29 protein-coding genes are annotated in these 26602 nt (G+C 72.5%); 13 read left to right on the forward strand and 16 right to left on the reverse strand.

Annotated elements, in window-relative coordinates; all coding sequences use genetic code 11:
- The first annotated feature begins 105 nt into the window (after positions 1-105).
- Positions 106-456 carry a hypothetical protein gene (locus QNO26_RS02535; protein WP_257526185.1) on the forward strand — a complete coding sequence of 117 codons (351 nt, stop codon included), beginning with the start codon at positions 106-108 and terminating at the stop codon, positions 454-456.
- Between the two features lie 84 nt (positions 457-540).
- On the opposite strand, the gene QNO26_RS02540 is transcribed toward QNO26_RS02535, so the two are convergent.
- The 4 genes from QNO26_RS02540 to QNO26_RS02555 form a co-directional block, all read right to left on the reverse strand.
- Positions 541-852: a hypothetical protein gene (locus QNO26_RS02540; RefSeq protein WP_257526184.1), complete on the reverse strand. Its 312-nt coding sequence runs from the start codon at positions 850-852 to the stop codon at positions 541-543.
- A 30-nt stretch (positions 853-882) separates the two neighbouring features.
- Positions 883-2265: an FtsX-like permease family protein gene (locus QNO26_RS02545; RefSeq protein ID WP_257526183.1), complete on the reverse strand. Its 1383-nt coding sequence runs from the start codon at positions 2263-2265 to the stop codon at positions 883-885.
- Positions 2262-3002 carry an ABC transporter ATP-binding protein gene (locus QNO26_RS02550; RefSeq protein ID WP_257526182.1) on the reverse strand — a complete coding sequence of 247 codons (741 nt, stop codon included), beginning with the start codon at positions 3000-3002 and terminating at the stop codon, positions 2262-2264. The genes QNO26_RS02545 and QNO26_RS02550 overlap by 4 nt, the downstream gene beginning before the upstream one ends.
- Positions 3003-3104: 102 nt before the next feature.
- Positions 3105-4406, reverse strand: a complete 1302-nt coding sequence (locus QNO26_RS02555; protein ID WP_257526181.1) for an MFS transporter — start codon at positions 4404-4406, stop codon at positions 3105-3107.
- A gap of 84 nt (positions 4407-4490) precedes the next feature.
- On the opposite strand from QNO26_RS02555, the gene QNO26_RS02560 reads away from it, so the two are divergent.
- The gene (locus QNO26_RS02560; protein ID WP_257526180.1) at positions 4491-5072 is read left to right on the forward strand and encodes an ArsR/SmtB family transcription factor; all 582 of its coding nucleotides are present in this window, start codon (positions 4491-4493) and stop codon (positions 5070-5072) included.
- A gap of 24 nt (positions 5073-5096) precedes the next feature.
- On the opposite strand, the gene QNO26_RS02565 is transcribed toward QNO26_RS02560, so the two are convergent.
- A complete protein-coding gene (locus tag QNO26_RS02565; RefSeq protein WP_257526179.1) occupies positions 5097-5795 on the reverse strand; it encodes a DsbA family protein in 699 nt (232 codons plus the stop codon).
- Positions 5796-5935: 140 nt separating this feature from the next.
- Here QNO26_RS02565 and QNO26_RS02570 point away from each other — a divergent pair, with 140 nt between their 5' ends.
- Positions 5936-8041: a S9 family peptidase gene (locus QNO26_RS02570; RefSeq protein ID WP_257526178.1), complete on the forward strand. Its 2106-nt coding sequence runs from the start codon at positions 5936-5938 to the stop codon at positions 8039-8041.
- A 30-nt stretch (positions 8042-8071) separates the two neighbouring features.
- Here QNO26_RS02570 and pgi read toward each other — a convergent pair whose 3' ends face one another.
- The 4 genes from pgi to QNO26_RS02590 all read right to left on the reverse strand — a co-directional run bounded on the left by pgi (position 8072) and on the right by QNO26_RS02590 (position 12698).
- On the reverse strand, positions 8072-9754 hold the full coding sequence (gene pgi / locus QNO26_RS02575; RefSeq protein WP_257526177.1) for a glucose-6-phosphate isomerase: 1683 nt from the start codon (positions 9752-9754) through the stop codon (positions 8072-8074).
- 120 nt (positions 9755-9874) lie between these two features.
- Complete coding sequence (locus QNO26_RS02580) at positions 9875-10762, reverse strand: DUF4097 family beta strand repeat-containing protein (protein WP_257526176.1); 888 nt, start codon at positions 10760-10762, stop codon at positions 9875-9877.
- Entirely contained in the window at positions 10759-11436 is a 678-nt protein-coding gene (locus tag QNO26_RS02585; RefSeq protein ID WP_257526175.1) for a response regulator, read from the reverse strand. The genes QNO26_RS02580 and QNO26_RS02585 overlap by 4 nt, the downstream gene beginning before the upstream one ends.
- Positions 11424-12698 carry a sensor histidine kinase gene (locus QNO26_RS02590; RefSeq protein WP_257526174.1) on the reverse strand — a complete coding sequence of 425 codons (1275 nt, stop codon included), beginning with the start codon at positions 12696-12698 and terminating at the stop codon, positions 11424-11426. Before QNO26_RS02590 ends, QNO26_RS02585 begins: the two co-directional genes overlap by 13 nt.
- Before the next feature lie 138 nt (positions 12699-12836).
- Between QNO26_RS02590 and QNO26_RS02595 the strand changes: the two genes are divergently transcribed.
- Both QNO26_RS02595 and QNO26_RS02600 read left to right on the forward strand, forming a co-directional pair.
- Positions 12837-13646 (forward strand): Cof-type HAD-IIB family hydrolase, encoded by an 810-nt coding sequence (locus tag QNO26_RS02595; RefSeq protein ID WP_257526173.1) that lies wholly within the window; start codon positions 12837-12839, stop codon positions 13644-13646.
- 62 nt (positions 13647-13708) lie between these two features.
- A complete protein-coding gene (locus QNO26_RS02600) occupies positions 13709-14539 on the forward strand; it encodes an aldo/keto reductase (protein ID WP_257526172.1) in 831 nt (276 codons plus the stop codon).
- Positions 14540-14569: 30 nt separating this feature from the next.
- Here the strand turns inward: QNO26_RS02600 and QNO26_RS02605 are convergent, their stop codons facing one another.
- Entirely contained in the window at positions 14570-14980 is a 411-nt protein-coding gene (locus tag QNO26_RS02605; RefSeq protein WP_257526171.1) for an SDR family oxidoreductase, read from the reverse strand.
- Between the two features lie 340 nt (positions 14981-15320).
- On the opposite strand from QNO26_RS02605, the gene QNO26_RS02610 reads away from it, so the two are divergent.
- Positions 15321-16184, forward strand: coding sequence for an aggregation-promoting factor C-terminal-like domain-containing protein (locus tag QNO26_RS02610; protein WP_257526170.1), 864 nt, complete (start codon positions 15321-15323; stop codon positions 16182-16184).
- A 30-nt stretch (positions 16185-16214) separates the two neighbouring features.
- Here QNO26_RS02610 and QNO26_RS02615 read toward each other — a convergent pair whose 3' ends face one another.
- The gene (locus QNO26_RS02615) at positions 16215-17000 is read right to left on the reverse strand and encodes a siderophore-interacting protein (RefSeq protein WP_257526169.1); all 786 of its coding nucleotides are present in this window, start codon (positions 16998-17000) and stop codon (positions 16215-16217) included.
- Between the two features lie 142 nt (positions 17001-17142).
- Between QNO26_RS02615 and QNO26_RS02620 the strand changes: the two genes are divergently transcribed.
- The 4 genes from QNO26_RS02620 to QNO26_RS02635 are packed head-to-tail and all read left to right on the forward strand — an operon-like array spanning position 17143 to position 20981.
- Positions 17143-18165 carry a siderophore ABC transporter substrate-binding protein gene (locus QNO26_RS02620; RefSeq protein WP_257526168.1) on the forward strand — a complete coding sequence of 341 codons (1023 nt, stop codon included), beginning with the start codon at positions 17143-17145 and terminating at the stop codon, positions 18163-18165.
- Between the two features lie 29 nt (positions 18166-18194).
- Positions 18195-19214: an ABC transporter permease gene (locus tag QNO26_RS02625; protein ID WP_257526167.1), complete on the forward strand. Its 1020-nt coding sequence runs from the start codon at positions 18195-18197 to the stop codon at positions 19212-19214.
- Positions 19204-20226, forward strand: a complete 1023-nt coding sequence (locus QNO26_RS02630; RefSeq protein ID WP_257526166.1) for an iron chelate uptake ABC transporter family permease subunit — start codon at positions 19204-19206, stop codon at positions 20224-20226. Before QNO26_RS02625 ends, QNO26_RS02630 begins: the two co-directional genes overlap by 11 nt.
- Positions 20223-20981 (forward strand): iron ABC transporter ATP-binding protein, encoded by a 759-nt coding sequence (locus QNO26_RS02635; RefSeq protein ID WP_257526165.1) that lies wholly within the window; start codon positions 20223-20225, stop codon positions 20979-20981. The genes QNO26_RS02630 and QNO26_RS02635 overlap by 4 nt, the downstream gene beginning before the upstream one ends.
- On the opposite strand, the gene QNO26_RS02640 is transcribed toward QNO26_RS02635, so the two are convergent.
- The 4 genes from QNO26_RS02640 to QNO26_RS02655 form a co-directional block, all read right to left on the reverse strand.
- Positions 20982-21212, reverse strand: coding sequence for a hypothetical protein (locus QNO26_RS02640; RefSeq protein WP_257526164.1), 231 nt, complete (start codon positions 21210-21212; stop codon positions 20982-20984). It abuts the gene before it with no gap.
- 56 nt (positions 21213-21268) lie between these two features.
- Positions 21269-21682, reverse strand: a complete 414-nt coding sequence (locus QNO26_RS02645; protein ID WP_257526163.1) for a VOC family protein — start codon at positions 21680-21682, stop codon at positions 21269-21271.
- Positions 21683-21769: 87 nt separating this feature from the next.
- The gene (locus tag QNO26_RS02650) at positions 21770-22837 is read right to left on the reverse strand and encodes a DNA-3-methyladenine glycosylase family protein (RefSeq protein WP_257526162.1); all 1068 of its coding nucleotides are present in this window, start codon (positions 22835-22837) and stop codon (positions 21770-21772) included.
- Positions 22838-23235: 398 nt separating this feature from the next.
- Positions 23236-23985, reverse strand: coding sequence for a winged helix-turn-helix domain-containing protein (locus tag QNO26_RS02655; protein WP_257526161.1), 750 nt, complete (start codon positions 23983-23985; stop codon positions 23236-23238).
- A 686-nt stretch (positions 23986-24671) separates the two neighbouring features.
- On the opposite strand from QNO26_RS02655, the gene QNO26_RS02660 reads away from it, so the two are divergent.
- The 3 genes from QNO26_RS02660 to QNO26_RS02670 all read left to right on the forward strand — a co-directional run bounded on the left by QNO26_RS02660 (position 24672) and on the right by QNO26_RS02670 (position 25840).
- Positions 24672-24971 carry a GNAT family N-acetyltransferase gene (locus QNO26_RS02660; RefSeq protein WP_257526160.1) on the forward strand — a complete coding sequence of 100 codons (300 nt, stop codon included), beginning with the start codon at positions 24672-24674 and terminating at the stop codon, positions 24969-24971.
- A gap of 99 nt (positions 24972-25070) precedes the next feature.
- Positions 25071-25286 (forward strand): hypothetical protein, encoded by a 216-nt coding sequence (locus QNO26_RS02665; RefSeq protein ID WP_257526159.1) that lies wholly within the window; start codon positions 25071-25073, stop codon positions 25284-25286.
- A complete protein-coding gene (locus QNO26_RS02670; RefSeq protein WP_257526158.1) occupies positions 25283-25840 on the forward strand; it encodes a hypothetical protein in 558 nt (185 codons plus the stop codon). Before QNO26_RS02665 ends, QNO26_RS02670 begins: the two co-directional genes overlap by 4 nt.
- Here QNO26_RS02670 and QNO26_RS02675 read toward each other — a convergent pair.
- Complete coding sequence (locus QNO26_RS02675) at positions 25822-26595, reverse strand: alpha/beta fold hydrolase (protein WP_257526157.1); 774 nt, start codon at positions 26593-26595, stop codon at positions 25822-25824. The genes QNO26_RS02670 and QNO26_RS02675 overlap by 19 nt on opposite strands.
- Positions 26596-26602 lie beyond the last annotated feature (7 nt).

The raw sequence follows: 26602 nt of genomic DNA on the forward strand, positions 1-26602 counted from the left end.
AACGCGCCGCCGCAGGAAGGGGAACCGGCTGAACCGGATCGCGGCGGTGCGGCACGCTCGTTGCACCGGGACACGTCCCGGACCCGACGACGAGAGGAGTTCGGCATGGCCGACCACGACGACCAGAACGCCCAGGGTGGCAGCACCAGCGCCCAGGAGACCGACACGCTCGCCGGTGGCGAGTACTCCGAGGAGCTCGGCGCGGCGACGCAGGACGCTGACGCGGAGGTCACCGAGCCCGACGACCGGTTCGCCGGTGGCGTCGACGACGGGCCCGGCACGGCCGCGCAGGCCGACGAGCGGTTCGGCGACCCCGGGCCGCAGGCGGCGGCTGCGGCAGCCGCCGATGACGTCGGCGCTCCCGCGGTGCTGCAGCCCGAGACCCAGGGGGAGGACCCCGTCGTCGCCGAGCTCGGCGAGGACGGCGAGGGCGATCTCAGCCCTGAAGACCTCTGACCTCGCCCGACGACGACGGCGCCGCACCCCCGCAGGGGCCGGCGCCGTCGTGGTGCGGGTGAGGGGATGACGTCGGGGGTCCGCTCAAGCCTCGCCGAGGATGCTGCGCATGACCTCCACCGAGATCTCGCTGCGCTCGCCGTCGACGCTCTCGTGCAACAAGAAGGGCACGCCGTTGTCCGTGAGGAACGCGACCGCCTTCTCCAACCGGGGCACGGCATGGATGTGGTCGGCGCCGAAGAGACCGCAGGTGTACAGCGGCTCGCCCGCCCCCGCAGCCAGGCGCATCTCGACCGTGGAGCGGCCGGTGATGCGGTACAGCGCCTGCAGGGCGGGCGGGGAGAGCACGCTCACGCCGTCGAGGGTGATCGAGATCGACACGGGGGAATCGGTCATGCTCTCATCGAACCACGTCGGTCGACCGGCTCACGCCGCGCTGCGGCGCACCGCCCGTGCCAGCGGCTCGGTGGCGCGCATCGCAAGGCTCACCGCGGCGAAGCCAGCCACGAAGGTGAGCACCACCACGAGGATGGGAACGGGCGCGATGATCCCTGTCGCCCCCACGATCGGCAGGCTGAGTGCGGTGCCGGCGGCGGCTCCGCCCAGCGCCGCCCAGCGCAGTGGCACCATGACCACGAGACTCCGCGAGCGGCGCAGCTGCTCCTCGGGCATGCCGAGCCGGTCCAGCCCGACGATGAGCTCACGGTCTTCGAGCACCGATGCCGCCTGCGTCACGCCCACCGAGCAGGCCAGCAGCACGAACGCCGCACCGAGCGTCACCAGCACACCGACGCGGATGTCGGACAGCAGCGTGCCCTGCTCGTTCTCGCCGACCGCTTCGAGCAGGCCGATGCCCCCACCGGCCACGACGGCGATGAACGCGATCATCGCGATGCCCGCGACCCGGCGCCATGCCTGCGGTGCGTGTGCGGCGAGTTCGCGACCGGCGATGAGGTTCGCCGCCGATGTCGCGCGGCGCGCCATGATGCGGCCGCTCAGCGCCACCAGCGGCGCCCCGATGAGGTTGACCAGCCCCATCGCGCCGGCGAACATGCCGATGAGGATCATGACCCCGAGGGTGTCGGCGAGCGAGCCGAAGCTGCCCGCCACCACGATGAGGGCGATGAGGAGGACCAGCCCGACGACCAGCAGCACGGTGCGGCGCGGTGCGGCATCCGTGCGTCGGCGCACCCCGAGGGGGCCGAGACGCACCGCGCGCAGGCTGAGCGCGGCGCTGATGGTCGCGAGGGCGGTCACGCCGATGACCGCCCAGAAGACCGCGGGAAGCCCGGCCCACACCGCGCCCATGCCCACCGGCCCGCCGAAGAACGGCAGCAGACCCACGAGCGGCAGCAGCACCAGGTAGAGCACCACGCCCCCGACGGCACCGGCCAGTGCCGTCAGCGCCGCCTCGGCGACCGTCATCGCCGAGACCTCGCCGCTGGTGGCCCCGAGCAGCCGCAGGGTGGCCAGGCGGTCGTTGCGACGGCGGCTCGACAGCCGCGCCGCCGCGGCGCCGAGGGTGAACACCGGCACCGCCAGCAGCACCAGGGCGAGCATGCTCAGCATGGGATAGACCGGGTCGCCTGCCACGCGCGGGTCGGTGTGGAACATCACCGTGCCGCCCACGACCACCAGCAGCAGGGCCGTAGTGACGGCGAAGGCGACGACCGGCAGCAGCAGGGCAGCCCGCCCCTGGCGGGACGGTCGTGACAGCAGCGTGGTGAGGGTGACGATGCGGCGGGCCGAGCCGGCCGTGCCACGGGGTGGGGACTGCGGAGCGCGCAGCACGGCGGTGGCGGCGCTCATCGGGCGGCCCCGTTCGCGTCGGCGCGCGCGGCGGTGCCTGCGGTCTCGCCGACGATGCGGCCGTCGCGCATGTGCAGCACGCGGTCGCAGCGTGCCGCGACGTCGGAGTCGTGCGTGACGACGACGAGGCTGCGGCTCTGGCCGGTGGTGGCCTGCAGCAGCGCCGTCATCACCTCGGTCGAGGTCGCCGAATCGAGGGCGCCGGTCGGCTCGTCGGCGAACACGACGGGTGCGCCCGTGGCCTGGGCGCGCGCGATCGCGACGCGCTGGGCCTGACCTCCCGACAGCTGGCCGATGCGTCGGTCCTCCATGCCCGCGAGCCCCAGAGCGGCCAGCCAGCCGGCGGCGTGCGCCTCTGCCTGGCGCCGGGCCACGCCCGTGACGATCAGCGGCAGCGCGGCGTTCTCGACGGCGGTGAGCTCGGGCAGCAGCAGGTGCTCCTGGAAGACGAACCCCACGTGCGAACGGCGCACCGCCGAGCGCTCCGACTCGGTCATGCCCACGAGCTCCAGCGGGGCGCCGCCGTCGACGGCGAGACGCACGGAGCCGCCGTCGGGGGCCAGCACCGCGGCGAGGCAGTGCAGCAGGGTCGTCTTGCCCGAGCCCGAGGCGCCCATCACCGCGACCGACTGCCCCCGCTCGATCGTGACATCGACGCCGGCGAGGGCGGTGAGGGGGCCGTAGCGCTTGACGAGGCCGGTGGCGGCCAGGGCGGGGGAGATCGGAGAGACGTTCATGGCTCCAGTCTTCGCGCCGGTCGTGCACGTGTCGTCGCCCCCGCGGGGGACACGGGTCCGTCGCGAGGATGATCCGCGCCCCATCGCGACCACCCGAGGTTCTCAGCCGCGCGCGAAGCGCGCGGCGTGATCGGCCCAGCCCCCCTCGGTCGGAAGCGCGCGCAGGCCGCGGCTGGCGACGGCCATCGCGGTGGCCACCCCGCACAGGGCGGCGCAGACGAGCAGGGTGCCCTCGCGCCCGACCCACGTCAGGCCGAAGCCCGCGATCAGCGGCCCGAGCGGCATCGCTCCGATCGCCAGCACGGTGCTGACGCTGTTCACCCGCCCGAGCAGCTCGCTCGGAACGGCGACCATCGTGTACCCCATCAATGCGGCGTTGAGCGCGGGAAGCAGCAGCACGGAGGCCGCGAGCACACCGACGATCGCCCACACCGTCTCCAGCTGGGACAGCGCCAGCACCCCGGCTGTCGCCACGCCGAGCCCCGCGATCGCGATCACCCCGGCCTTCACCCGGGGAATCAGTGCGGGCGCGGCGACCGCTCCGACGAGCATCGCCACGCCCGCCCCCGCCGACAGCCAGCCGATGACGGCGGGAGAGTGGCCCGCCTGCTGCATCGCGTAGAGCACGGTCGTGAGGCCGGCGTTGAACCCGAGGTTGATGATCGTGGCGATGAACAGCACCGCGCGCAGATCGTCGCGGGCCCACAGCCAGAGGAAGGCCGTGCGCATCTCGCCGGCTGCGCTGCTCTTCGTCCGCGCGGTCGGGGCGTCGGACGTCGCCGCCGGCGCCGGCGCGCTCTCGGTCGCGCCGGATCCTCCGCCCCGCAGCAGCCACGCCGAGACCGCGGCGATCAGCTGGGCGAGCGTCATCGCGGCGCCGATCAGCCAGCCGCCGACGGCCAGCAGCGCCCCGCCGAGCGGTCCGCCGGCCAGCTGCAGCGCGGCATCCCTGGCCTGGTTCGCCGCCTGCGCGCGCCCCATCGCCGCGTCGGGCACGACCTGCTTGATCGCGCTCTCGCCGGCCACGTCGAACAGACCGGCACGCGCCCCCAGCAGCAGCGTCAGCACCAGCAGTCCGGCGAAGGTGAGGGAGCCGCCGAACGCCAGCACGGTGAATCCCAGCGACAGCACCACGCCGATGGTGGAGCCGAGGATCATGAGCCCGATGCGCGGATGCCGGTCGGCGAGCACCCCGCCGTAGAGCGTCGTGACCGCGAGCACCGCGCCGCCCACCGCGCCGACGATCCCGGCCTGAGCGGGGTCGTCTGTGACGATCAGCGTCAGCAGCGGCAGGGCGAAGGCATACAGCCCGTCGGCCAGACCCCTGCTCGTGTCGCTGACGAGCCAGGTGAGGTAGCGGCGGTTACGCCAGAGCCGGTGCGGCGCAGAAGTCGTCGTGGTCATGCCGCCAGACTAGATGCACAGGAACTATTGCGCAATAACCATTGCGCAACGTCTCCTGCGGAACAGCATGGATACACTCGGACCATGGTCGACGGCGGTGAGGCTAAGCGCAGCGGGGTGATGACGTCCGCGATGCTCAAGGCGATGTCGCATCCCCTGCGGCGCCGCATCATGCGGATCCTCGCCTCGCGCGACTTCGCCCGGGCCGCGGACATCGCCGCCGAGCTCGACGTGCCGGCGAACAGCGTGAGCTTCCACCTGCGGTCGCTCGCCGATGCCGGGCTCGTGGTCGAGGCTCCCGAGCAGGCACGCGACCGCCGAGACCGGGTGTGGACGGCCGTGGAGGGAGGCTTCGACCTCGGCAGCCCCGATCACCCCGTCGAGGATGAAGCGCTGGGCGGGACGCTTCTCGCCGCGCTGGCCCAGGAGCACACCGACATGCTGCGACGCGTGGTCGTCTGGGCGCCGGAGTACACCGCCGGTCGCAGCCCGGGAGTTCACGGCACGTTCGCCCGCACCATGATCCGGCTGAGCGAGCCGGAGTTCGTCGACCTCATGGAGCGGATCGGCGCGGTGATCGATCAGGCGCGCGAGGCACACGACGCGACCGTCGCCGAGGCACGGGTCTGGGAGCTCGACATCGTCGCGGCAGACGACGTCATCTGAGCCGGCGCCGCGAAGGGCCTGCGATCAGCCGGCGGCGGCGGCGTCCACGGCCTCGCGGAGGCGTGCGGCATCCGAGCCGTCGCCGCGCAGCTCGAACGTCTCGCCGTTGACGACGAGCAGGGGCACGTGGTCGACGGGGGTCTCCGAGCCGACGACCTCGCCGATCCAGTGGTCGTTGCTCTCCTGCACCCACTCGGCCATCGTCAGGTTCTCGACACCGGCGGTGAGGTCTGCGGCGACGCCCGCCTCGGTGGCGTAGGCCAGCAGGTCGGCGTCGGTCGGTGCGCCGTCGGCATCGACCTGGTTCTCCTGCAGCAGGGCGTACAGCGGCAGGACGGCATCGGTCTCGCCCGCGTCGGCGACCAGGCCCAGCAGGTTGGCCGCGCGCGTGGAGTAGTCGGTGGTGTCGCCGCGCTTCTCGCTCACGTAGTTCATCGGGTGCAGCGACAGCGTGATCGTGCCGTCGGCGACCCACTGCTCCAGGTCGCTTCCCGTGGCCTCCTCGAGGACGGCGCAGTATGGGCATGACAGGTCGGTCCACAGCTCCACGGCGACCGGACCGTCGCCGACGACGATGCCGTCGGCTGCCGACAGCGACGTGGTCGCCGCGGAGGGCTCGGGGCTGGTGGCGGGTGCCGCATCCGTGTCGGAGGCGGTGCAGCCGGTGAGTGCGACCAGGGTGGCCGCGAGGACGGCGAGAGGGAGGAGTCGCTGACGGGTCATCCTTCCGTACTACCGCGCGGGCGACGCCCGCGCACATCCGTCGTAGGCCGTCCACGAATCCCTCGGGCATTGTGGTCAGACCACGTGTGGAATCCCTACGAACGGCCATCGAGCGGAGCGGCGGCGATAGCGTGGAGCGCATGCCCACGACACCCTTCCACTCGCTCGACGACTACATCGCCCTCGCCCGCACGGAAGGGCTGACCCTCTCACCGGACGGCACGCGGGTCGTGCTGACCGTCGCGACGCCGACGAAGGATGCCACGGGCTACGAGCGCTCGCTCTGGCAGGTGCCGGCCCACGGCGATGGTGCCCCGCGCCGGCTCACGCGCTCGGCCAAGGGCGAGGCGGGGGCGGCGTTCCTCCCCGGTGGCGACCTGCTGTTCGTCTCGGCGCGGCCCGACACCGAAGCCGCCGACGGCGAGGAGGCGGGTCAGCTGTGGCTCCTGCCCGCCGAGGGCGGGGAGGCCCGCCCGGTGACGCGGCTGCCCGGCGGCGTCTCGGGCATCGCCGCCGTCGCCGGAGCCGCGGAGCGCCTCGTGCTCGCCGCCGGACTGCTGCCGTCGGCCGACACCCTCGAGGACGAGGCGCGGCTGCGGGCCGAGCGCACGAAGCGCAAAGTGTCGGCGATCCTGCACGACACCTATCCGGTGCGCCACTGGGACCACGACCTCGGCCCCGACGAGCCGCACCTGCTCTCGCTCGACCTCGACGGCCTCGTCGACACCCTGGCTGCCGTCGTCGACGAAGAGGCCGCCGAGGCGGACGCCGCCAACGCCGCCGCGGATGCCGACCGGCCGCAGCCCTACCCGGCCTCGCTCCCGCGGCCGCGCGATCTCACCCCCCGGCCCGGGCGCACCGGAGAGAGCGCCGGTGCCGCCCTCACCCCCGACGGCGCGACCCTGATCGCCTCGCTGCTCGTGCCCACGGGCCTCGACGGCCGCTACCGCCTCGTGTCGATCGACGTCGCCACCGGCGCGCACACCCTGCTGCGCGACGAGCCGGGCGTCGACAGCACCGGCCCGGCGATCAGCCACGACGGCCGCACGCTCGCCTACGTGCGCTCGGTCAAGTCCACGCCCGCGGGCCCCACCGAACAGGAACTGTGGATCAGCGGCGTCGACGGCTCATCGCCCCGGCGCATCGCCGCCGAGTGGGATCGCTGGCCGAGCAGCATCCAGTTCGACCACGACGACCGTGCGCTGATCGTGACCGCCGACTCCGACGGGCGCGGCCCCGTCTTCCGCATCGGCCTGGACGGCGGCGCGGTGACGCAGGTCACCGGTGACGACTTCACCTACACCGACGTGCACGTCGACCGGGGCACCGGCGACCTCGTCGCCCTGCGCTCGTCGTGGGTGGCCCCCGCCCACCCCGTGCGCATCGCGCGCGACGGCACGGTCACGGTGCTCGCCACCCCCGCCGCGGCGCCCGAGGTGCCCGGCACGATCACCGAGGTCGAGACCACCGCGGCCGATGGCGCGCGCGTGCGCGGGTGGCTGCTGCTGCCCGAGGGCGCGTCGGCCGAGAAGCCGGCGCCGCTGCTGCTGTGGATCCACGGCGGCCCCCTCAACAGCTGGAACGCATGGAGCTGGCGCTGGAACCCGAACCTCGCGGTCGCCCGCGGTTACGCCGTGCTGCTGCCCGACCCTGCGCTGTCGACGGGCTACGGCCTCGACTTCATCGCGCGCGGCTGGAACAGCTGGGGTGAGGCGCCCTTCACCGACCTCATGTCGATCACGGATGCCGTCGAGGCGCGCCCCGACATCGACGAGACCCGCACAGCGGCGATGGGCGGGTCGTTCGGCGGATACATGGCCAACTGGGTCGCCGGTCACACCGACCGGTTCCGGGCGATCGTGACGCACGCGAGCCTGTGGGCGCTGGACCAGTTCGCCGGCACGACCGACCACGCCGGGTACTGGCAGAGCATCTTCACCCCGGAGGCGATGCTCGAGAACTCGCCGCACCTGTCGGTCGCCGAGATCCGCACCCCGCTGCTGGTCATCCACGGCGACCGTGACTACCGCGTGCCGATCGGCGAGAGCCTGCGGCTGTGGGCCGAGCTCATGGAGCACCACGGCAACGACGACGGCACGACCGTGCACCGGTTCCTGTACTTCCCGGACGAGAACCACTGGGTGCTCAAGCCCCAGCACGCCGTGGTCTGGTACGAGACGGTGTTCGCGTTCCTCGCCGAGCACCTGCGGGGCGAGGCACCCACCCGGCCCGCCGGCCTCGGCTGACCGGCCGGCCGGCCGGGCGCGCGCCGCAGGTCAGCTGCGGCGGTGCGCCCGGTAGTACTCCAGGAGCCCGCGCGTCGAGGCATCCTGCGCCTCGAGCGCGTCCTGGTCGCCTTCCAGCGCCGGCGCGATCTGCAGGGCGAGCTGCTTGCCCAGCTCCACACCCCACTGGTCGAACGAGTTGATGCCCCAGATCACGCCCTGGGTGAAGGTGATGTGCTCGTAGAGCGCGATCAGCTGGCCGAGCACCGCGGGGGTGAGGGCGGGCGCGAAGATCGACGTCGTCGGGCGGTTGCCGGGGAACGTGCGCGCCGCCACGAGCGGGCCGGTGGTGCCCTCGGCCTCGACCTCCGCGGCGGTCTTGCCGAAGGCCAGCGCCTTGGTCTGCGCGAGGAAGTTCGCCAGGAACAGCCCGTGCACGTCGCGCCCGTCGTCCGCGAGCGGATATGCCGGGTTGGCGAACGCGATGAAGTCCGCCGGGATCAACCGGGTGCCCTGGTGGATCAGCTGGTAGAACGCGTGCTGTCCGTTCGTCCCCGGCTCGCCCCAGAAGATCTCTCCGGTGCCCGTCGTGACCGGCGTGCCGTCCCAGCGCACCGACTTGCCGTTGGATTCCATCGTCAGCTGCTGGAGGTACGCCGCGAACCGGTTCAGCTGCTGCGCGTAGGGGAGCACCGCGTGCGACTGGGCGTCGAGGAAGTTCGTGTACCAGACGTTCAGCAGCCCCATCAGCACCGGGACGTTGCGCTCGAGCGGCGTCGTGCGCACGTGCTCGTCGACCGCGTGGAACCCGGCGAGGAACTCGCGGAAGGCATCGGGGCCGAGCTCGATCGCCAGCGACAGCCCGATCGCGGAGTCCACCGAGTAGCGGCCGCCGACCCAGTCCCAGAAGCCGAACGCGTTGGCGGGGTCGATGCCGAACGCGGCGACCTTGTCCAGCGCGGTCGAGACGGCCACGAAGTGGTGCGCGACGGCATCCGTGCGGGCCTCGTCGGTGCCGTCGATCGCGCCCGCCTTCTCCAGCGCAGTCCACAGCCAGTCGCGCGCGAGCCGGGCGTTGGTGAGGGTCTCGAGCGTGGTGAACGTCTTGGATGCCACGATGAACAGCGTCGTCTCGGGGTCGAGGTCGGCGGTGTTCTGTGCGATGTCGGTGGGGTCGATGTTCGACACGAACCGGGCGGAGATGCCGGCGTCGGCATAGGGCGCCAGCGCCTGGGAGACCATGACGGGGCCGAGGTCGGACCCGCCGATGCCGATGTTGACGACCGTCTCGACCTTCTTGCCGGTGACGCCGACCCACTCGCCCGAGCGCACGCGATCGGCGAACGCCGACATGGCCGTGAGCACCTCCTGCACGTCGTGGTCGACCTGCTGCCCGTCGACGACGAGTGCGGGGGACGCGCCGGCGGGGCGACGCAGGGCGGTGTGGAGCACCGCGCGGTCCTCGGTGGTGTTGATGTGCTCGCCGGCCAGCATGGCGGCGTACCGCTCGGCGACGCCGGTCTGCTCGGCCAGCCGCACGAGCGTGGCGAGGATCTCGTCGGTGACGAGGTTCTTCGACAGGTCGACGTGCAGGTCGGCCAGCGGCAGGCTCAGCCGCTCGGCCCGCCGCGGGTCGTCGGCGAACCAGCCGCGCAGGTCGGGGGTGAATCCGTCGCGGAGGGCGACGAGGTCGTTCCAGGCGGACGTGGTCGTGGCGTCGATCGGGGCAGTCACGCCGTCAACGGTAGCCCGCCGAGACGGAGAGCGTCCACGGGAGGAGCCGTGACTACGCGCCGCACGCACGGCGAAGGGCCGGTCGGATTCCTCCGACCGGCCCCGACCCGTGCGCCGGGGTCAGCGACCCGAGCGCAGCGTGACGTCTCCGGCGGAGACGCTGACGGTGATCACACGGGATGCCGACGACGACGTCTCCAGGCGGTTGTCGACACCGCCCGCCGATACGTCGGTGTCGACGCGGTACGCCCCGCTCGGCACGCTCAGATCGAGCGAGCCGGCGCTGACATCGATCGTGACGTCGTCGGGGGCGTCACCGGTGAAGACCGCCTTCAGCCCGCCCGCGCTGACATCCAGGTCGGCGGTGACGACGTCGGCGAGGTCGAGATCGGCGCGGCCGGCGCTCACGGTGGCGGCGACCTGCGCGGCGCCGCCGCCCAGGGTGAGCTCGCCCGCACTGACGTCGAGGTCGAGCACGCCGAAGTCGCCCTCCACATCGAGTGAGCCTGCCGACAGCGACAGTTGCGCGTTCAGGGCCTCGCCCTGCAGCGACTGCGGCAGCTCGAGCACGACCCGGGTCGGCCCGTCGTAGAACCACCAGCCGAAGAACCAGCGCTGCGGGGACCGCACCACCAGCTCGTCGCCCTCGCGCGTCAGGCTCCAGCGGCCGGCGCCGGCTTCGGCCGTGACGTCGAGCACGGCCTCGTCGGTGTCGGTGAACCGCACCCGCACGTCGCCGGCGGACGCTTCGACGTCGAGGCTCTCGACACCGGCGGCATCCACCACGATCCGCTCGTCCGAGACGCCGCCGGCGCGGACCAGCGAGCCGATGACGCCGAAGGCCACGGTCGACAGCAGCAGCAGGCCCCCGAGCACGATCGCGATGATCGCGATCACGCGTCCCGTCGACCGCGACGGCGGCGGCGGAGCGGTGGGAGGGGGCGGCGCCTGGCCCGAAGGGGGCAGCGGCGGCGGGGGGCTGACCGGGGGAGTGAGTGACGTGCTCATCGTGAGGCTCCTGTCTGCGGCTCCTGGCCGCCGTGATCGAGATGGGCGAGGGCTGCGAGCACCCGCCGGTTGCCGTCCTCGTCCTGTTCGAGGCCCAGCTTCTGGAAGAGGGAGGTGATGTACTTCTCGACGCTCGCCTCGCTGACGTGCAGCGTGCGGGCGATGGCCTGGTTGGACTTGCCCTCGGCGATCAGGGCGAGCACGGTGCGCTCCCGGTCGGTCAGCCGCGCCATCCGATCGTCGCGGGTGCGCCGAGTGAGCAGCTGCGAGACGACCTCCGGGTCGAACACCGTGCCACCGGCGCCGATCTGGGCGACGGTGTCGATGAAGTCGGCGACGTCGGCCACCCGGTCCTTCAGCAGGTACCCGAGGGCCCCGCCCCGGCCGGCGATCAGCTCGGAGGCGTAGCGCTCCTCGACGTACTGGCTGAGCACCAGCACCGGGAGGGCCGGGTTCGCGGCCCGCAGCGTGAGTGCGGCGCGGATGCCCTCGTCGGTGAACGTGGGAGGCAGCCGCACGTCGAGGATGCAGAGGTCGGGATCGGTGTCGGCCACCACCTCGTCGAGGTGGTGGGCGTCGGGGAGCGCGGCGACGACGGTGTGTCCGGCGTCTTCGAGCAGGCGCACGAGGCCCTCCCGCAGCAGCGCGGAGTCTTCGCAGATCAGGATGCGCACGGGACACTCACCTCCAGGGAGGTCGGCCCGCCGGCAGGGCTGTCGAGCCGAGCCGTGCCGCGGGCGGCGAGGATGCGGTTGGTGATGCCGTCGAGTCCGCCCCCGGGGATCACGCGGGCGCCACCGGTGCCGTTGTCCTCCACGCGGGCCCAGAGGGTCCCGTCGTCGCGGCGCCGCACGATCACCCGGCAGTCGCCGGCGTGGGAGTGCTTGGCGGCGTTGGTGAGGGACTCTGCGATGGCGAAGTAGACGGCGGCCTCGGCCTCGCGGGTGCACCGGCCGTCGACCCGCACGTCCAGGTGGACGGGAACATGGGACCGGGCGGCGAGGGCAGACAGTGCGGCGTCGAGGCCGCGGTCGTCCAGGACGGACGCGTGGATGCCGCGCGCCAGCTGCCGCAGCTCGGTGATGGCGGCCTTCGTGGAGGTGTGCGCCTCGGTGATGAGTTCGCGCGCAGCCTCGGGGTCGGTGTCGATCTTCTGCCGCGCCAGGCCCAGCGTCATCCCCACCGACACCAGGCGGGGCTGCACACCGTCGTGGAGGTCGCGCTCGATGCGGGTGCGCTCCACCTCGCTGGCACGCACGGCGCCGGCGCGCTGCACGTCGGAGGTGGCGGCCTGCTGGGCCAGCACGGCTTCACGGGAGGGCACCAGGATGGCGCGGGTGAGCACACCGTCGAGCAGGCCGATGCCGAACAGCAGTGCGGCGCTGAGCAGCACGGCGATGCCGCCCGCGACGGCCGCCCAGCCCGGGTCGAGCATGAGGCCGAACCAGGGGGAGGGGATCGTCTCGCCGCCGAAGAAGGGCGAGAACAGCAGTCCCACGCCGGTGGCGACCATCGAGGCGAGGAAGATCACGGCCGACCCGAGCAGAGTGGCGAGGGCCGCGCTGGCGACCCCGCGCCACTGCGGGCCGTCGGTGAACTGCTGCCACACCATGTGCAGCCACCCGCCGAATCCGGGCCGCTGACGGCGCCGCAGTCGCAGCGACGGCAGGCCGTAGCCATAGAGGCCGTCGGCCCGGGCGTACTCGAGCCAGGCGGTGGCGAACAGCAGGTAGACGAAGGCGAGGAGGAACGGGATGCCGAGGCCGATGACGAGCAGCAGGCTCACCCCGAGGCTCAGCAGCACACTGAGGGTCGAGAACAGGAAGGTCCCGGCGACGGCCATGGCCGCCAGCTGCGCGAGTGCGCCGAGGAGGCGCAGCGCGGACGGGCGCGCCGCGGTCGGGGCCGCGGCGGCAGGGGCGGGGGTTGAGGTCATGGCTCCACGCTAGGGGTGGCGGAAGACCCGGCGCCGCCCCGGCATCCGGAGTCTTTTCTTCGGGATATCCCGACGGGGCCGGCTCCCGCTCGGCGGCGGGTGGGGGAGGCGCCCAGATGCGCCTGGGAGGATGGCGGGATGGCTGCTCCCGACATCCGCCTCATCGCCGTCGACATGGATGGCACGCTGCTCGACCCCGCCGGACGCATCCCCGACGGGCTCTGGCCGCTGCTGGACAGGCTGCGCGAGCGCGGCATCGCCTTCGCCCCGGCGAGCGGCCGGCAGCTGGCGACGCTGCAGCGATCGTTCGGCGCGGCGGGGCGCGATCTCGACTACATCGCCGAGAACGGCGCGTACGTCGTGCGGGAGGGGACGGAGGTCAGCTCCGACGCCCTCGACCCCGTCTTCGTGCGGGACGTGATCCTGCGGCTGCGCGGGCACGTCGCCGCGGGTGACCTGCGCATCGGGATCGTGGTGTGCGGCAAGGAATCGGCGTACATCGAGGGCTCCGACCCGGTATTCCGGGCCGAGGTGGAGAAGTACTACGCGCGACTCACCGTCGTCGATGACCTGCGGGCCGTCGACGACCAGGTGCTCAAGCTCGCCGTCTTCGACCACGACGGCGGCGAGGCGCACACCGCGCCGCTGCTGACCGACGTCGCCGCCACGCACCAGGTGGTCGTGTCGGGCCCCCACTGGGTCGACATCATGAACGCCGGGGTGAACAAGGGCGTCGCGCTGCGGAACCTGCAGCAGGCGCTCGGCGTCGACCGCGCGCAGACGGCCGCGTTCGGCGACTACCTCAACGACATCGAGCTGCTGCAGGTCGCCGACTGGAGCTATGCCATGGCCGACGCCCACCCCGACGTCGTCGCCGTCGCGAACCACCGGGCGCCGTCCAACGCCGAGCACGGAGTCATCACCACGATCGAGGCGCTGCTGGGCTGAGACGTGAGGGCTGCCGGCGCAAGCCCCGATCCGTGACCGCCCCCGCGGCGTAGCGTGGGCGCATGATCACGATTCCCACGGTGACGCTCAACGACGGCATGGACTTCCCCGAGCTCGGACTCGGCACATACAACCTGCGCGGCGACGACGGCGTCGACGCGATGCTGGCGGCCATCGACACCGGCTACCGGCTGCTGGACTCGGCGGTGAACTACCAGAACGAGACCGAGGTGGGCGAGGCGGTGCGCCGCAGCGGCATCCGCGAAGAGCTGCTCATCACCACCAAGCTGCCCGGACGCGATCACGGATACGAGCAGACCCTCGCCAGTGCCGCGGGCTCGCTGGAGCGGCTGGGCCTGGACCGCATCGACCTGTACCTGATCCACTGGCCCAACCCGTCGGTCGACGAGTACGTCGAGTCCTGGCGGGCGATGATCGAGCTGCGTGAGCGGGGGGCGGTCCGCAGCATCGGGGTGTCGAACTTCACCGAGACGATGCTCATGCGCCTGGTCGACGAGACCGGCATCCTCCCGGCCGTGAACCAGGTGGAGATGCACCCGTACTTCCCGCAGACCGAGCTGCGCGCGTTCCATGAGGCCCGCGAGATCCGCACCGAGAGCTGGAGCCCGCTGGCCCGGCGCACGGAGCTGCTCTCCGAGCCGGTCATCACCGACATCGCCACCGCGCACGGGGTGACCCCCACGCAGGTCGTGCTGCGCTGGCACACCCAGCTCGGGTCGACGCCGATCCCCAAGTCGGCCAGCCCTGAGCGGCAGCGTGAGAACGCCGACGTGTTCGGCTTCACCCTCACCGACGACGAGGTCGCCGCCGTCAGCGGGCTCGAGCGGGGCCGGCTGTGGGACGGCGACCCCGACACGCACGAAGAGATGTAGCGAGCGGATGCCGGCGCTTCCGGCATCCCCTCACCGGGTCGCGAGCCACTGCGCGAAGGTGACCGTGCCGTGGTCGGCATCGGGGCCGGGCAGCAGTATGCCGTCGCGCTGCGCGCGGCCGAGCGGGCCGGGAAGCGGGACGGCGGGGATCCAGCCGCGGTGACCGGTCGCGCGCGCGTAGGCGCGGATCATCTCGACGAGCGACTCCTCCCGGGGCCCCGCGAGATCGCGAGCCCGCCCCACGGGTGGCGCTTCGGCGAGGTCGACCAGTCGCGTCGCGACCTCGTCGAGGGACACCGGCTGGGTGCGCATCCGCGGCGCCAGGTGAACGGGGCCGACGCGCGCCGAGGCGAACAGCTGCGCCGCGAAGTCGTGGAACTGCGTCGTGCGCAGGATCGTCCACGGCACCTCGCCGGCGGTGATGAGGGACTCCTGCGCCACCTTGCCGGCGTAGTAGCCGTGCGGAGCCCGGTCGCATTCCGGGTCAGCATGAGGGGTCCTCTCGCATCGGCTCCGGATGCGGGTGATCCAGGATTCAGCTGATCCACAGTATTCAGCCGGCGGGCCGCGGCGAGCAAGCGCTGCGTCGTGCTCCCGCCTGCGGGGCTGCGGGGACGGTGGCGGAGGAAGACGAAACGCCTGATCCGAGGGCATCTCCCCTCCCATGGATCCCTCAGCGGCGGCGGAGGGTTCGTCCAGATGCGGGGACGAGAGTGGGAGGACGCCCGACCCGAGGGCGTGCGCCGTCGTGCCGGCGCACCCGACCCGAGCACGTTCACGCATGCAGACCGATCCTCACCCTGCCCTCCTTCGCCGCACCCTGCGTGCCGAGCGCCGCCGCCGTCACCGCACTCGCCTCACGGCCACCCTGGCCGTCGCGTCGGGGGTCGTCCTCGGCGGACTGCTGACCTCCGGCGCGGCCGCCGCGGCCGCGGAGCTTCCCATCGCGGCGGACACCTCCGTCGCTCCCGCGCTGCAGGAGGTGGCCGACGAGGCCCAGGCGGCGGTGGATGCCGCGCAGACGGCGTTGACCGACGCCGACGCCCTCGTCGACGAGGTGGCGCAGTCGGGCCTCGACGTCGGCGGGGATGCCGAGGTCGACACTGCCCTGCTGAGTGCCAGCCTGCAGGAGCTCGACGACGCCGAGGGTGTGCAGCTGCTGCGGCGTACGGAGGTGGTCGAGGCCATCGACGACCACGCCGACGACGTGACAGCCGAAACCGCCCACCTGCGCAGCCGGTTCGGCGAGGCGCAGCAGAAGAAGGCCGAAGCCGACGCCGCTGCCGCGGCAGCACGGGCCGAGGCCGAAGCGGCCGCGGCACTGGCGGCGGGCAACACCGTCGAGGGGGCGAAGTCGACTGCCGCCCATCTGGCCGCGACGCAGTACGGCTGGGGCGGCGACCAGTTCCAGTGCCTCGACTCCCTGTGGCAGAAGGAGTCCGACTGGAACTACCAGGCGGTCAACCCGTCGAGCGGAGCCACCGGCATCCCGCAGTCGCTTCCCGGCGACAAGATGGCGGCGGCCGGACCGGACTGGCAGACCAACGCCACCACCCAGATCCGCTGGGGGCTGGACTACATCTCCCGTGCGTACGGCACGCCCTGCGCGGCGTGGGCCCACTCGCAGGCGACCGACTGGTACTGATCGGCGGCGTCCGCCGCCGACGGTGCGGAGTCAGTGAGGGGCGTGGTACTCGGTCTCGCCGCGCTTCCAGTACCCCTTCGCGACGAACCCGTCGGCGGGCAGCGCCCACCGCTCCTGCAGCAGCGCGCGGGCCGGCTTGACGATCGCCTGCTCGGCGGCCACGAACGCGAACACATCGCCGGCGGGGCGGTCGGCGGCGGTGAGCGCGTCCAGCGTCTGCGCGAGGGCTGCACCGGCCCGATCGGCGCCGCGGTGCACGAACGACACCGCCACCCCCGACGGCGCCGCGATCGACAGCTCGTGCGCCACGTCGGCCACCTCGACGATGATGCGGCCCTGAGCATCGGCATCCATCAGCGCTGCGTACCGGCGCATCGCCGGTACGGCGGTCTCGTCGCCGGCCAGCAGCCAGGAATCGGGCCTGCCGCTGAGCACGAGCGAGCCACGAGGGCCACCGACACCGGCCACGGCCCCGAGCTCGGCGGTCGCCGCCCACTGCGACGCGACGCCGTCGCCGTGGATCGCGAACTCCAGGTCGAGCCGGCCGGCCTCGGCGTCCCAGTCCAGCGGGGTGTACTCGCGGCTCGGCGCCGAGCGCAGCTGCTCGACCGACGCGGGAGGGGCGCCGGGGAAGAAGACGCGGATGTGGTCGTCCGAGCCCAGCGATGAGAAGCCGATCAGGTCCTCGCCCACCAGCCGCAGGCGCACGTAGTGGGGCGTGAGCCACTGTCGCTCCGCCAGCCGCGCCATGCGGAAGCGAAGGTCGAGCGGCTGGCGCTCGAGGCGGAAGGATGCCGGGCTGGTCGACGCGATCACACAGGTTAGGCTAACCTACATTCGCGGCCGTCCTCCGCCTCCGCGGCGGATGCGGGCGGCCCGCTCCCACCCTACCGACGGCGCAGCGAGCCTCGTCTGCCGCGCCCGATGCCGCGCGACCGCGCAGCACCCAGGAGAAGACATGACGCTCACCTCGTCCCGGCCGCTGCTCGCGGCATCCCTCGCCCTCGCGACCGCCGTCGCGCTCACCGGCTGCGCCACCGCCGACGCCGATGCCGATGCCGCGGCCGCCGCCGACCCGGCCGACACCGTCACGTACTCGTGGGACCGCAACACCGCCGGCGAGGATGAGGATCCGCAGTTCGAAGCCACCACGGTCGAGGTGCCCAAGAACCCCGAGACGATCGTCGTGTTCGACATGGCGAGCCTCGACACCATCGGCGCCCTCGGCGGCGAGGTCGCCGGCGCCCCGCTGGACTCGGTCCCCGACTACCTGCAGGACCACCTGGCGGCCGACGCGTTCAACGCCGGCACGCTCTTCGAAGCCGACCTGGTCGCCATCGAGGCGGAGCAGCCTGATCTCATCATCATCGGCGGCCGCTCGACGGCCCTGTACGACGACCTCAGCGAGATCGCCCCGACCGTGGACCTCAGCATCGCCGGCTCCTTCCAGGAGACCCTCGAGCGCAACACGACGTTCCTCGGTGAGGTCCTCGGAGCCGAGGACGCCGCAGCGGAGGCGCTCGCCGAGCTCGAGGCGGGGATCGAAGAGGCACAGGCCGCCACCGCCGGCGCCGGAACGGGCCTGGGGCTCATGGTCTCCGGTGGCCGGCTCAGCGCGATGGCACCCTCGGAGGGCAACGCCACCGGCCGCAACGCCCGCGGCGGGCTGATCTACGACGTCTTCGGCGTCGAGCCCGTCGTCGAGGACGTCAAGGCGGCCACCCACGGCGAGCCGGTCTCGTTCGAGTTCCTCCTCGAGCACAACCCCGACTTCCTCTGGGTCGTCGATCGCGACGCCGCCACCGGCGAGGAGAATGCGCAGGCCGCGGCCGCCGTACTCGACAACGACATCATCAAGCAGACCACCGCATACCAGGAAGACCAGATCGTCTACCTCGACCCCACCGCCTGGTACATCGTCTTCGGCGGGATCGACACCACCCGCATCATGATCGAGGACGTCCTGCAGATCGCCGAATAGGCGCTCGATCAGAGAGATCCGGCACTGAGGTGACTGCGACAGCCGTCGCGACGACGAGCACCCCCGCCCCTGCCCGCCCCCGGCGGACGTGGGTGGGGGTGCTCATCGGCGTGCTCCTGGTGGTGCTCGGCATCGTGAGCCTGTTCGTGGGGGTCTCCGACGTCTCGGTCGCCACCCTGCTCGAGGGCGGTGCCGACGGCACGGCGGCGTTCCTCCTCGTCGCGAGCAGGATGCCGCGCACGGTCGCCGTCGTGCTCGTCGGGGCATCGCTGGGCATCGCCGGGCTCATCCTGCAGATGCTCGTGCGCAACAAGTTTGTCGAGCCGGGCACGACAGGGGTGAGCGAGTTCGCCACCCTCGGCATGCTGGTGACCATCGTGCTGTGGCCGGGCATGGCGATCATGGGCAAGATGGCCGTCGCCGCGGTGTTCGGTCTCATCGGCACCTGGGTGTTCCTGCGGGTGATCCGGGCGGTCCCGGTGCGCCAGCTCGTGCTGGTTCCGCTGGTCGGCATCATGCTGGGCGGCATCGTCGGCGCGGTCACGGCGTTCTTCGCCTATCGGCTCGACCTGCTGCAGTCCCTGGGGCAGTGGTCGCAGGGCAGCTTCGCCTCGGTCATGCAGGGGCGCTACGAGTACGTCTGGGTCGCCGCCGTCATGGTGCTGGTGGCGTGGGTGGCCGCCGATCGGTTCAGCGTCATCGGGCTCGGCGAGGACTTCGCGACCAACCTCGGGCTGAACTACCGGCGCGTGGTCGCCGTCGGCATGGTCGTCGTCGCCGTCATCACCGCCTCGGTGCTCGTGACAGCCGGCATGATCCCGTTCCTCGGTCTCGTCGTTCCCAACATCGTCAGCCTCATCATCGGCGACAACGTGCGCCGCTCGATCCCGTGGGTGGCCGGCCTCGGCGCGACCTTCGTGCTCGCGTGCGACCTCATCGCGCGCACCGTGCGCTTCCCCTACGAGATCCCGCTCTCGGTGGTCGTCGGCATCGTCGGTGCGGGGCTGTTCCTCTGGCTGCTGCTGCGGAAGGGGAGCCGTGCGCACTGACACCGCCCCCGCCCCTGCCGCTGTCGCCGGTGTGCGCCCGCCGTCGCGCCTGGCATCCGCATGGTCGCGACCCGGCGTGCGGCTCGCCGTGCTCGCCGCCGCCGTGCTCGTGCTGGCCGCCCTCTACCTCTTCACGGCGGTGCCCGGCTCGCTCGGCTACGCGGTGAAGATCCGCAGCGTCAGCGTCGCGGGCATGGTCGTCGTCGCCGTGGCGGTCGGGGTGTCGACGGTGGTGTTCCACACCATCACGCAGAACCGCATCCTGACGCCGTCGATCATGGGCTTCGACGCGTTCTTCATGCTCATCTCGACGGTCATCGTGTTCGGCCTCGGCGCGACGACCTTCCTGCGCGCCGACCCGGTGGTGCTGTGGCTCGTGCAGGTGGCCGTCATGACGGCGTTCAGCGTGTTCCTGTTCACCTGGCTGTTCGGCGGCAAGCGTCGGTCGATCCACCTCATGCTGCTGGTCGGCATCGTGCTGGGCACGTTCTTCCGCAGTCTCACCGAGTGGATGCAGCGGATGCTGGACCCGCTGGATTTCCAGGTGCTCACCGACACCGGGTTCGCCTCGCTGACCCGGCCGAACGAGACGCTGCTGCTGCTCACCGGCATCCTCGTCGCCCTCGGGTGCCTGGGGGTCGTGCCGCTCCTGCGCACCCTCGACGTGCTGACCCTCGGCGAACCGACGGCGGTGGGACTCGGGGTGGATCACCGCCGGGTCGTCATGGCCCTGTTCGCGATCGTCTCGGTGATGGTCGCGGCCTCCACCGCCCTCGTCGGCCCGATCCTCTTCTTCGGCCTCATCGTCGCCAACCTGGCCTACAGCTACGCCGGCACCTTCCGCCACCGGTTCACCCTGCCGGCCGCCGCCCTGCTGGGCGTGGTGTGCCTGCTCGGCGGACAGCTGCTGCTTGAGCGGGTGCTCGGGTTCGGCGGGAGTCTGTCGATGGTGATCGAGTTCGCCGGCGGACTGTTCTTCCTCTTCCTCGTGCTGCGAAAGGGGGCGCGATGATCGCGCTCGACGGTGTGACCAAGCGCTACCGCGGACAGGCGGTGCTCGACGACGTCACGCTCACCCTGGGGGATGCCGGGGTGACCGCCCTGATCGGCCCGAACGGTGCGGGCAAGTCGACGCTCTTCGGGTTGATCGGCCGTCTCATCCCCGCCGACGGCGGCACGGTCACTGTCGACGGCGTCGACGTGCGCACCGCCGCCTCGGCCGACCTCGCGAAGGTGCTCGCGGTGCTGCGGCAGGACAACCACATCGCCGCGCGGCTGACGGTGCAGGACCTCGTGGAGTTCGGGCGCTACCCGCATTCGAAGGGCCGGATGAGCGCCGACGACCGCGCGCACGTGGACCGCGCCCTCGCCTATCTCGACCTCGACGCGTTCCGCGGGCGCTTCCTCGACGAGCTGTCGGGCGGGCAGCGGCAGCGCGCGTTCATCGCCATGGTGCTGGCGCAGGACACCAAGTACGTGCTGCTGGACGAGCCGCTGAACAACCTCGATGTGCGGCACATGGGCGAGATCATGAAGCTCGTGCGCCGCATGGCCGACGAACTCGGCAAGATCGTGGTGGTCGTGCTGCACGACATCAACTTCGCCGCCGCCTACGCCGACCGCATTGTGGCGATGCGCGACGGCCGGGTCGTCGCCGACGCCGCGGTCGCCGAGATCATGCGGCCCGAGGTGCTGGCCGAGGTGTACGAGACGCCGGTGGACGTGCGGCAGATCGACGGGCGTCCGGTGGCGCTGTACTACCGCTGACTACAGCTGAGCGCCGTCGTCGTCGCGGTCGTAGATGCCGCTGTTGCGCCCGCGCGACGACTCGTAGGCGATGAGCCAGCCGATCGACACCGCGCCGGCCAGCACCACGCCGAGCCACACATTGCTCATGATGAGGCCGAACAGCACGCCGACCACGAGCAGCAGGGCGGTGCCGGCGATCCAGCCGATGCGACCGCGCGGCCACCCCGGGCCGGTGCGAGAGTCCGTCATGCCGCCAGCCTACGGGCGACGCGGGCGGCCGGCATCGACGGGCAGCCGCGGCGAGGTCAGGACGGCGCGTTCAGCGCCACCATCCAGGGGACGTCGAACCGATCGGTGAGCATGCCGAAGCGACCGCCCCACGGCGGCGGGTCGAACGGCAGGGTGACGGTGCCGCCGCCGGTCAGGGCATCCCAGAACCGCTGCAGCTGCGCCTCGTCGTCCCCGCTGAGGGACACCGCGATGCCCGCGGGGGCGACGTAGGGCAGCGCGCCCGGTGTGTCGGAGCCCATGAGCACGAAGCCGTCGGGGGTGGTGAGCTGGGAGTGCATGACGAGCTCGCGCTCGCTGGGATCCTGCGCCATGCCCTCGAACTCGCCGAAGGTGGAGATCTGCAGGTCGCCCCCGAACACCCCCTGGTAGAAGGTCATGGCGGCGCGCGCCTGAGCGCGGAACGACAGGTAGGGGTTGAGAGCGGCCATCTCGCTTCTTCTCGTGACGGTGGATGCCGCGCCGGCGCGCGACGGGTCCAGTGTGAACCGCGCCGCGACGGCTCACAAGGGCGCCCGTCAGCGGTCGCGGTGGTCCTCGGGGTGCAGTCGAGGACCCCGCCGCTGCTCGCGCACGCCACCGGCGTAGATCAGTCGGATCACCCTCTGGCGGTGACCGGCCCACGGCTCCAGCAGCTCCAGCATCCCGTCGTCGTCGACGCGGTGGCCGGTCAGGGCGTTGCCGACCTCGTGGGCCAGGTGGTAGTCGGCGACGCTCACCGCGTCGGGGTCGCCGAGGGCACGGATGCGCGTCTCAGCGGAGGTCCAGATGCCGATGCCGCGCAGGCTCATCAGCACGCGGTCGACGGCCTCGCCGGCGCCCGCATCCATCACCGCCGCGACGACCGACGCGCCGCGACGTGCTGTCTCGACGATCGTGCGCGCCTGCGGCGGCTCCACGCCGGCGCGATGCCACGCCCAGCTGGGGATGTGCCGCCAGCCGTCGATCGACGGCGGCGCGAACATGGCCTTCGGAGTGGGGCCGGGAGCGCGCTCGCCGAAGCGGGTCACGAGCACCCGCCACGCGCCGAACGCCTGCAGGCCGGTGACCTTCTGCTCGATCACGGCGCTCGCGAGGGCCTCGAAGACGAGGTCGGTGCGGCCGATGCGCAGGTCGGGATGGCGTCGGTGCACCTCGGCGATGAGCGGATGCCGCCCGGCGTCGAACCCGGCCGGGTCGTCGAGGCCGCCGCACAGCGCGGGCAGCTGGTGCAGGGCCCACTCGGCTCCGGGTCCCCACGCCGCCGCCCTGATGCGGCTGCGGTCGGGGCGGATGGCCAGGGTCGCGACGCCTTCGGGGGTGCGGCTTGCGCGCCACAGCACCGATCCGTCGACCGCGAAGGCGGGGTCGTTCGCGCCGTGGCGCTGGTACCGGATGGCCCGCGCGGCGTCGATGGGGACCCGCGGCCGGTACTCGGTCTCGAGTGGGCGCGCGGCCCCGGGCGCGGGGGCGTGTGCGGTTGCGACCGCGGGGGTGTGTGCCGGTGGCGTCGCGGTCGCGGTGGTGCGTGCGGCTGCTGCCGCGGCCGCGGTGGCCGGGGCGAGTGCTGCCGTGCGCGGCATCCTTCCCGCCTGCACCGTGCTCATGCCGCCACCCTACGCTCACCCCGCCGACATCCCGCTGGACGCGGGCGCCGGGGCCGGCGTGCGCAACGCCGCGGATGGTGCGAGTGCGGGTGAGGGTGCGCCGGCCTGCAACGGGCTGGGGGTGTGCACAACGTCGCTGATCCGCGCATCGGGGCGCCCACATCGCGCGTCGGGGCCCCGTCGGCAGGCGGGAAGGCGGCGTGATGCACGCGGTGCGGGTACAGCTCGCCTGCCGGCGCCGCCTCGCAGCGGCGGTGCGGCGTGCACAACGTCGCGGATCCGGCCCGTGCGGACGTCCACGCCGCCCGCCGGCATCTCCCGCGGGACGGGAAGGCGTCGTTGTGCACGCGGCCGCCGGCGCACCGCGCGCGGCTGCCACCGTACGGGGAGGATGCGGGTCAGAAGCGGTCGGGCGAAGGGCTGCCGTGGCCGTAGCGGATCACGACGTCGGCGTGGCGGTCGAACCGGTAGCCGACGCCGCGCACGGTGCGCACGATGTCCTCGTACCGGCCGAGCTTCGCCCGCAGGCGCCGCACGTGCACGTCGATGGTGCGCTCACCCGGCGCCTCGTCGTCGCCGGTGCCCTGCCAGAGCGACGAGACCAGCTCGGCGCGCTCGATCGTGCGTCCCTCCCGCAGCACCAGGTACTGCAGCAGCTCGAACTCCTTGAAGGTGAACGCCGCCGAGGCGCCGTCGATCAGCACGCGCTTGCGCGAGATGTCGACGGTGACGCCGCCGGGGACGGCATCCTCGTCGGGTTCGTCCTCCTGGGTGCGGGCGACGGCGCTCGGCTCGTGCAGAGCGAGTCGCACGACGTCGACGTCGCGGCCGCCGGCGCCGGCCGGAGCCAGCGCCACGGTGGCGTAGGTCTCGGCCTGCGGCGCGAGATCGGCGAGCGTGCGGCGCAGCGCGGCGACGAGCACGGAGAGCGAGACGCCGTCCTGCGCTGCCTTCACCTCGTCGATGCCGACGTACAGGGCGAAGCCGCGGGGGGCGGTGCCTGCCGGCACCGGGCGGGGGGATGCCGGGCGGGCCTCCGCCTCAACGGGTGCGGCGGCGCGTGCAGCGGGAGCGGTGGGCGCGACGTCTTCGACGGCGCGGAGGTGGCGGGCGGTGGCCGGGCGATCGAGGATGGCGATGTTCGACATGGGAGTTGACGTCCTTGCAGGTGGAACCCGGGCGATGCGCCGGAACGGGTTCAGGGTGTGCTGCGAAAGCCCGAGAGTGGGCGATGTGTCGGAGCAGCGGTTGCGCGTTGTGGGCGCATGCCGCAATGCTCGGGGGCCGGCCGCGGCGCTCAGATCAAAGGCGCGGCTCGAGCCCGGCGTGGGGTCGTGGTGTCAACGACACATTCGGCAACACATGACAGCGCGGCCGGGCATCATCATGCCGGCAGTCCCGTTCGCCTCCCAGGCGGACAGAGAGCGTGCGTTGTCAGTCATGAGGCCGATTATGACCCACCGAGTCGGAAAGCGTCAAACCGCTCGGACGCCCCGCCCTGCAGATGACGAAATGTGACAGATTGCTCAGCGTCCGCGCACCGGCGACATCTGGCTGGAGTCGGCCGGTGCCGATAGCCCGCCCGCCCCGCCGCATCCGGGTGCTCGTGACGTCCGGCTCCGGCACGTCGCGACGGGCCGCGCAGCTCTCGGCCGAGCTCGGGCTGCCGCGGCCGCCCGCGCGGCGGAAGGGTGGTCGATCGTGCACCTCCGCGGTCAGCGCGCCGTCGACCGCCGGCTCGCCGACGTCGTCGCGGCATCCCGGCCGCGCTGACGCTTCCCGAACCGCCCCCGGCCTCGGCCCCCGGCCTGTCACACGGGCGTAGCCTGGCGGCATGAAGGACCTGCGCTTCGAGAATCAGACCGACGCGTCCCGATGGGCCCTGCTGCGCGGCGATGAGCTGCTCAGCGTGCTGGACTACCGCGACGACGGCAGCACCATCGCCATGACCCGCGCCTACACGGTGCCCCCGCACCGCGGCCACGGCTACGCGGGCGAGGTCGTCTCGCGCGCCGTCGCCGAGCTGGAGGCCCGCGGCGACCGCACGGTCATCCCGGTCTGCTGGTACGTCGCGGACTGGTTCGACGAGAACCCGGCGCACCGCGGCATCCTGCGCACGCCCCACCCCGCCTGAGCCTCCCGCGCTCCCTACGCGCGGCGGACGCGTTCGTCAAGCCCGCGACGGCCCCCGACCTGACGCCGCAGAGTGGGGGGCAGACGAGAGGAGCGCATCATGACCGACAACCCGGATCGCACGTTGCCCGAGGGAGTGATCGACGCCGACCCGCCCGGTGGCTGGGAGGGCATCGATGACATCGAGTCCCGTGAGCGCAACGCGGATGCCGTCGGCTCGCCCAATCTGACCGACGCGCCCGTCGACGTGGGCGATGTCGAGTCGCCCGAGCCGTCCCGCGGCGCCGACCCCGACCTGGGAGTGGAGGAATCATGACCGAGCGCGAGAACGAGTTCGAGAACACCGGGGGCAACCACCCCGATCAGGGCGGAGCGGATGCCGAGGCGATGCAGCGCACAGCCGCAGCCAGCCCGGCCGACCGCGACCCCGCCAACCCGGTGACCGGTCCCGAGGGCGACTCCACGGCCGCTGCGCCGTCGCAGGGCACCGTCACCGACGCCGAGCGCGAGGCTGAGCCGGTCGACGGCTCGGCGGCTCCTGCCGCGGACCCCACGCACGAGGCGGTCGGCATCGGCGTGCCCGACGTGCCCGACCACCACGGTCAGGACGAGGGGCGCGACACCCTCACGGCCAGCCAATCCCAGCGTGATCTCTCCGGCGCGCAGGAGCAGCGCCTGCCGGCGATGGCGCAGAACAACGCCTCCGAGGTCGACAAGGTCGCGGGCATCGTGGCGCAGACGCGCAACGACCTCGGCACCGAGCCCCACGATCGCATCGTCGAGGTGCTGCACCAGCGCCTCGAGCAGTCCGGCATCCAACTGCCCGACAACGAGGTCTCGGAGCTGGCACGTCAGGTCTCGACGGGCTGAATCCCCACGTTGGCGAGGATCTCGCGGGAGGCCGGCGCCGCGTCGCGGATCATCGTCTCGTGCCCGTGACCGGGCACCTCGACCAGTCGTGCGCGCAACGCCGTCGCCACCTGACGACACCAGGCGCGCGGGCACACGACGTCCTTCTCGCCGCGGATGACGAGGGCCGGCACGTCGATGCGCGGGTACGCCAGCTCCGGGCGGTGCGTGAGCATCGCCCGGGTCTTGCGGCGGAGGTTCGGACCCGCGCGCACATACTCCCGCGCGCCCAGCGCGAGCACCTTGGGGCTCTCGATCACCAGGTCCAGGGCGAGCCGGCCGAGCTGCGGCAGCGCGCCCCGCGCGGCGGGATCCACCGTGGGCGCCACCAGCACGATGCGGTCGACCTGATCGGGATGCCGCGCCGCCAATTCCGCGACGACCTGCGTGCCCATGGAGTGGCCGATCGCGATCGTCTCTCCCGGCGTCACGTCGTAGGCCCGCAGGTAGGCGGCGAGCAGGTCGGCGAGGCGTTCGATCGAGGGCACCCGGGGCGGCTCCGCGGCGGCGCCGTACCCCGGCAGGTCCACCGCGAGCACGCGGCCGTGCGGCTCGAGCCGGCCGACGAGGTCGACGAAGACACGTCGGCCCATGCCGATGCCATGCACCAGCAGGAACGTGCGCGGACCCGAGCCGGTCTCCTCGACGACGAGTTCTGCACCGTCATGGGTGAAGCGTGTGAGGGCGTCGCCGGGGTCGTCGGATGCGGTGTCCACCGTCCGA

The organism is Microbacterium sp. zg-Y1090 (assembly GCF_030246945.1).
Taxonomy (GTDB): Bacteria; Actinomycetota; Actinomycetes; order Actinomycetales; family Microbacteriaceae; genus Microbacterium; species Microbacterium wangruii.

What these genes read in the sequence shown, in the direction of transcription:
- QNO26_RS02535 (WP_257526185.1), top strand. Translation starts at nt 106, where the DNA reads ATGGCCGACCACGACGACCAGAACGCCCAGGGTGGCAGCACCAGCGCC.
- QNO26_RS02540 (WP_257526184.1), bottom strand. Translation starts at nt 852, where the DNA reads ATGACCGATTCCCCCGTGTCGATCTCGATCACCCTCGACGGCGTGAGC.
- QNO26_RS02545 (WP_257526183.1), bottom strand. Translation starts at nt 2,265, where the DNA reads ATGAGCGCCGCCACCGCCGTGCTGCGCGCTCCGCAGTCCCCACCCCGT.
- QNO26_RS02550 (WP_257526182.1), bottom strand. Translation starts at nt 3,002, where the DNA reads ATGAACGTCTCTCCGATCTCCCCCGCCCTGGCCGCCACCGGCCTCGTC.
- QNO26_RS02555 (WP_257526181.1), bottom strand. Translation starts at nt 4,406, where the DNA reads ATGACCACGACGACTTCTGCGCCGCACCGGCTCTGGCGTAACCGCCGC.
- QNO26_RS02560 (WP_257526180.1), top strand. Translation starts at nt 4,491, where the DNA reads ATGGTCGACGGCGGTGAGGCTAAGCGCAGCGGGGTGATGACGTCCGCG.
- QNO26_RS02565 (WP_257526179.1), bottom strand. Translation starts at nt 5,795, where the DNA reads ATGACCCGTCAGCGACTCCTCCCTCTCGCCGTCCTCGCGGCCACCCTG.
- QNO26_RS02570 (WP_257526178.1), top strand. Translation starts at nt 5,936, where the DNA reads ATGCCCACGACACCCTTCCACTCGCTCGACGACTACATCGCCCTCGCC.
- QNO26_RS02580 (WP_257526176.1), bottom strand. Translation starts at nt 10,762, where the DNA reads ATGAGCACGTCACTCACTCCCCCGGTCAGCCCCCCGCCGCCGCTGCCC.
- QNO26_RS02590 (WP_257526174.1), bottom strand. Translation starts at nt 12,698, where the DNA reads ATGACCTCAACCCCCGCCCCTGCCGCCGCGGCCCCGACCGCGGCGCGC.
- QNO26_RS02595 (WP_257526173.1), top strand. Translation starts at nt 12,837, where the DNA reads ATGGCTGCTCCCGACATCCGCCTCATCGCCGTCGACATGGATGGCACG.
- QNO26_RS02600 (WP_257526172.1), top strand. Translation starts at nt 13,709, where the DNA reads ATGATCACGATTCCCACGGTGACGCTCAACGACGGCATGGACTTCCCC.
- QNO26_RS02610 (WP_257526170.1), top strand. Translation starts at nt 15,321, where the DNA reads ATGCAGACCGATCCTCACCCTGCCCTCCTTCGCCGCACCCTGCGTGCC.
- QNO26_RS02620 (WP_257526168.1), top strand. Translation starts at nt 17,143, where the DNA reads ATGACGCTCACCTCGTCCCGGCCGCTGCTCGCGGCATCCCTCGCCCTC.
- QNO26_RS02635 (WP_257526165.1), top strand. Translation starts at nt 20,223, where the DNA reads ATGATCGCGCTCGACGGTGTGACCAAGCGCTACCGCGGACAGGCGGTG.
- QNO26_RS02640 (WP_257526164.1), bottom strand. Translation starts at nt 21,212, where the DNA reads ATGACGGACTCTCGCACCGGCCCGGGGTGGCCGCGCGGTCGCATCGGC.
- QNO26_RS02645 (WP_257526163.1), bottom strand. Translation starts at nt 21,682, where the DNA reads ATGGCCGCTCTCAACCCCTACCTGTCGTTCCGCGCTCAGGCGCGCGCC.
- QNO26_RS02650 (WP_257526162.1), bottom strand. Translation starts at nt 22,837, where the DNA reads ATGAGCACGGTGCAGGCGGGAAGGATGCCGCGCACGGCAGCACTCGCC.
- QNO26_RS02655 (WP_257526161.1), bottom strand. Translation starts at nt 23,985, where the DNA reads ATGTCGAACATCGCCATCCTCGATCGCCCGGCCACCGCCCGCCACCTC.
- QNO26_RS02660 (WP_257526160.1), top strand. Translation starts at nt 24,672, where the DNA reads ATGAAGGACCTGCGCTTCGAGAATCAGACCGACGCGTCCCGATGGGCC.
- QNO26_RS02665 (WP_257526159.1), top strand. Translation starts at nt 25,071, where the DNA reads ATGACCGACAACCCGGATCGCACGTTGCCCGAGGGAGTGATCGACGCC.
- QNO26_RS02670 (WP_257526158.1), top strand. Translation starts at nt 25,283, where the DNA reads ATGACCGAGCGCGAGAACGAGTTCGAGAACACCGGGGGCAACCACCCC.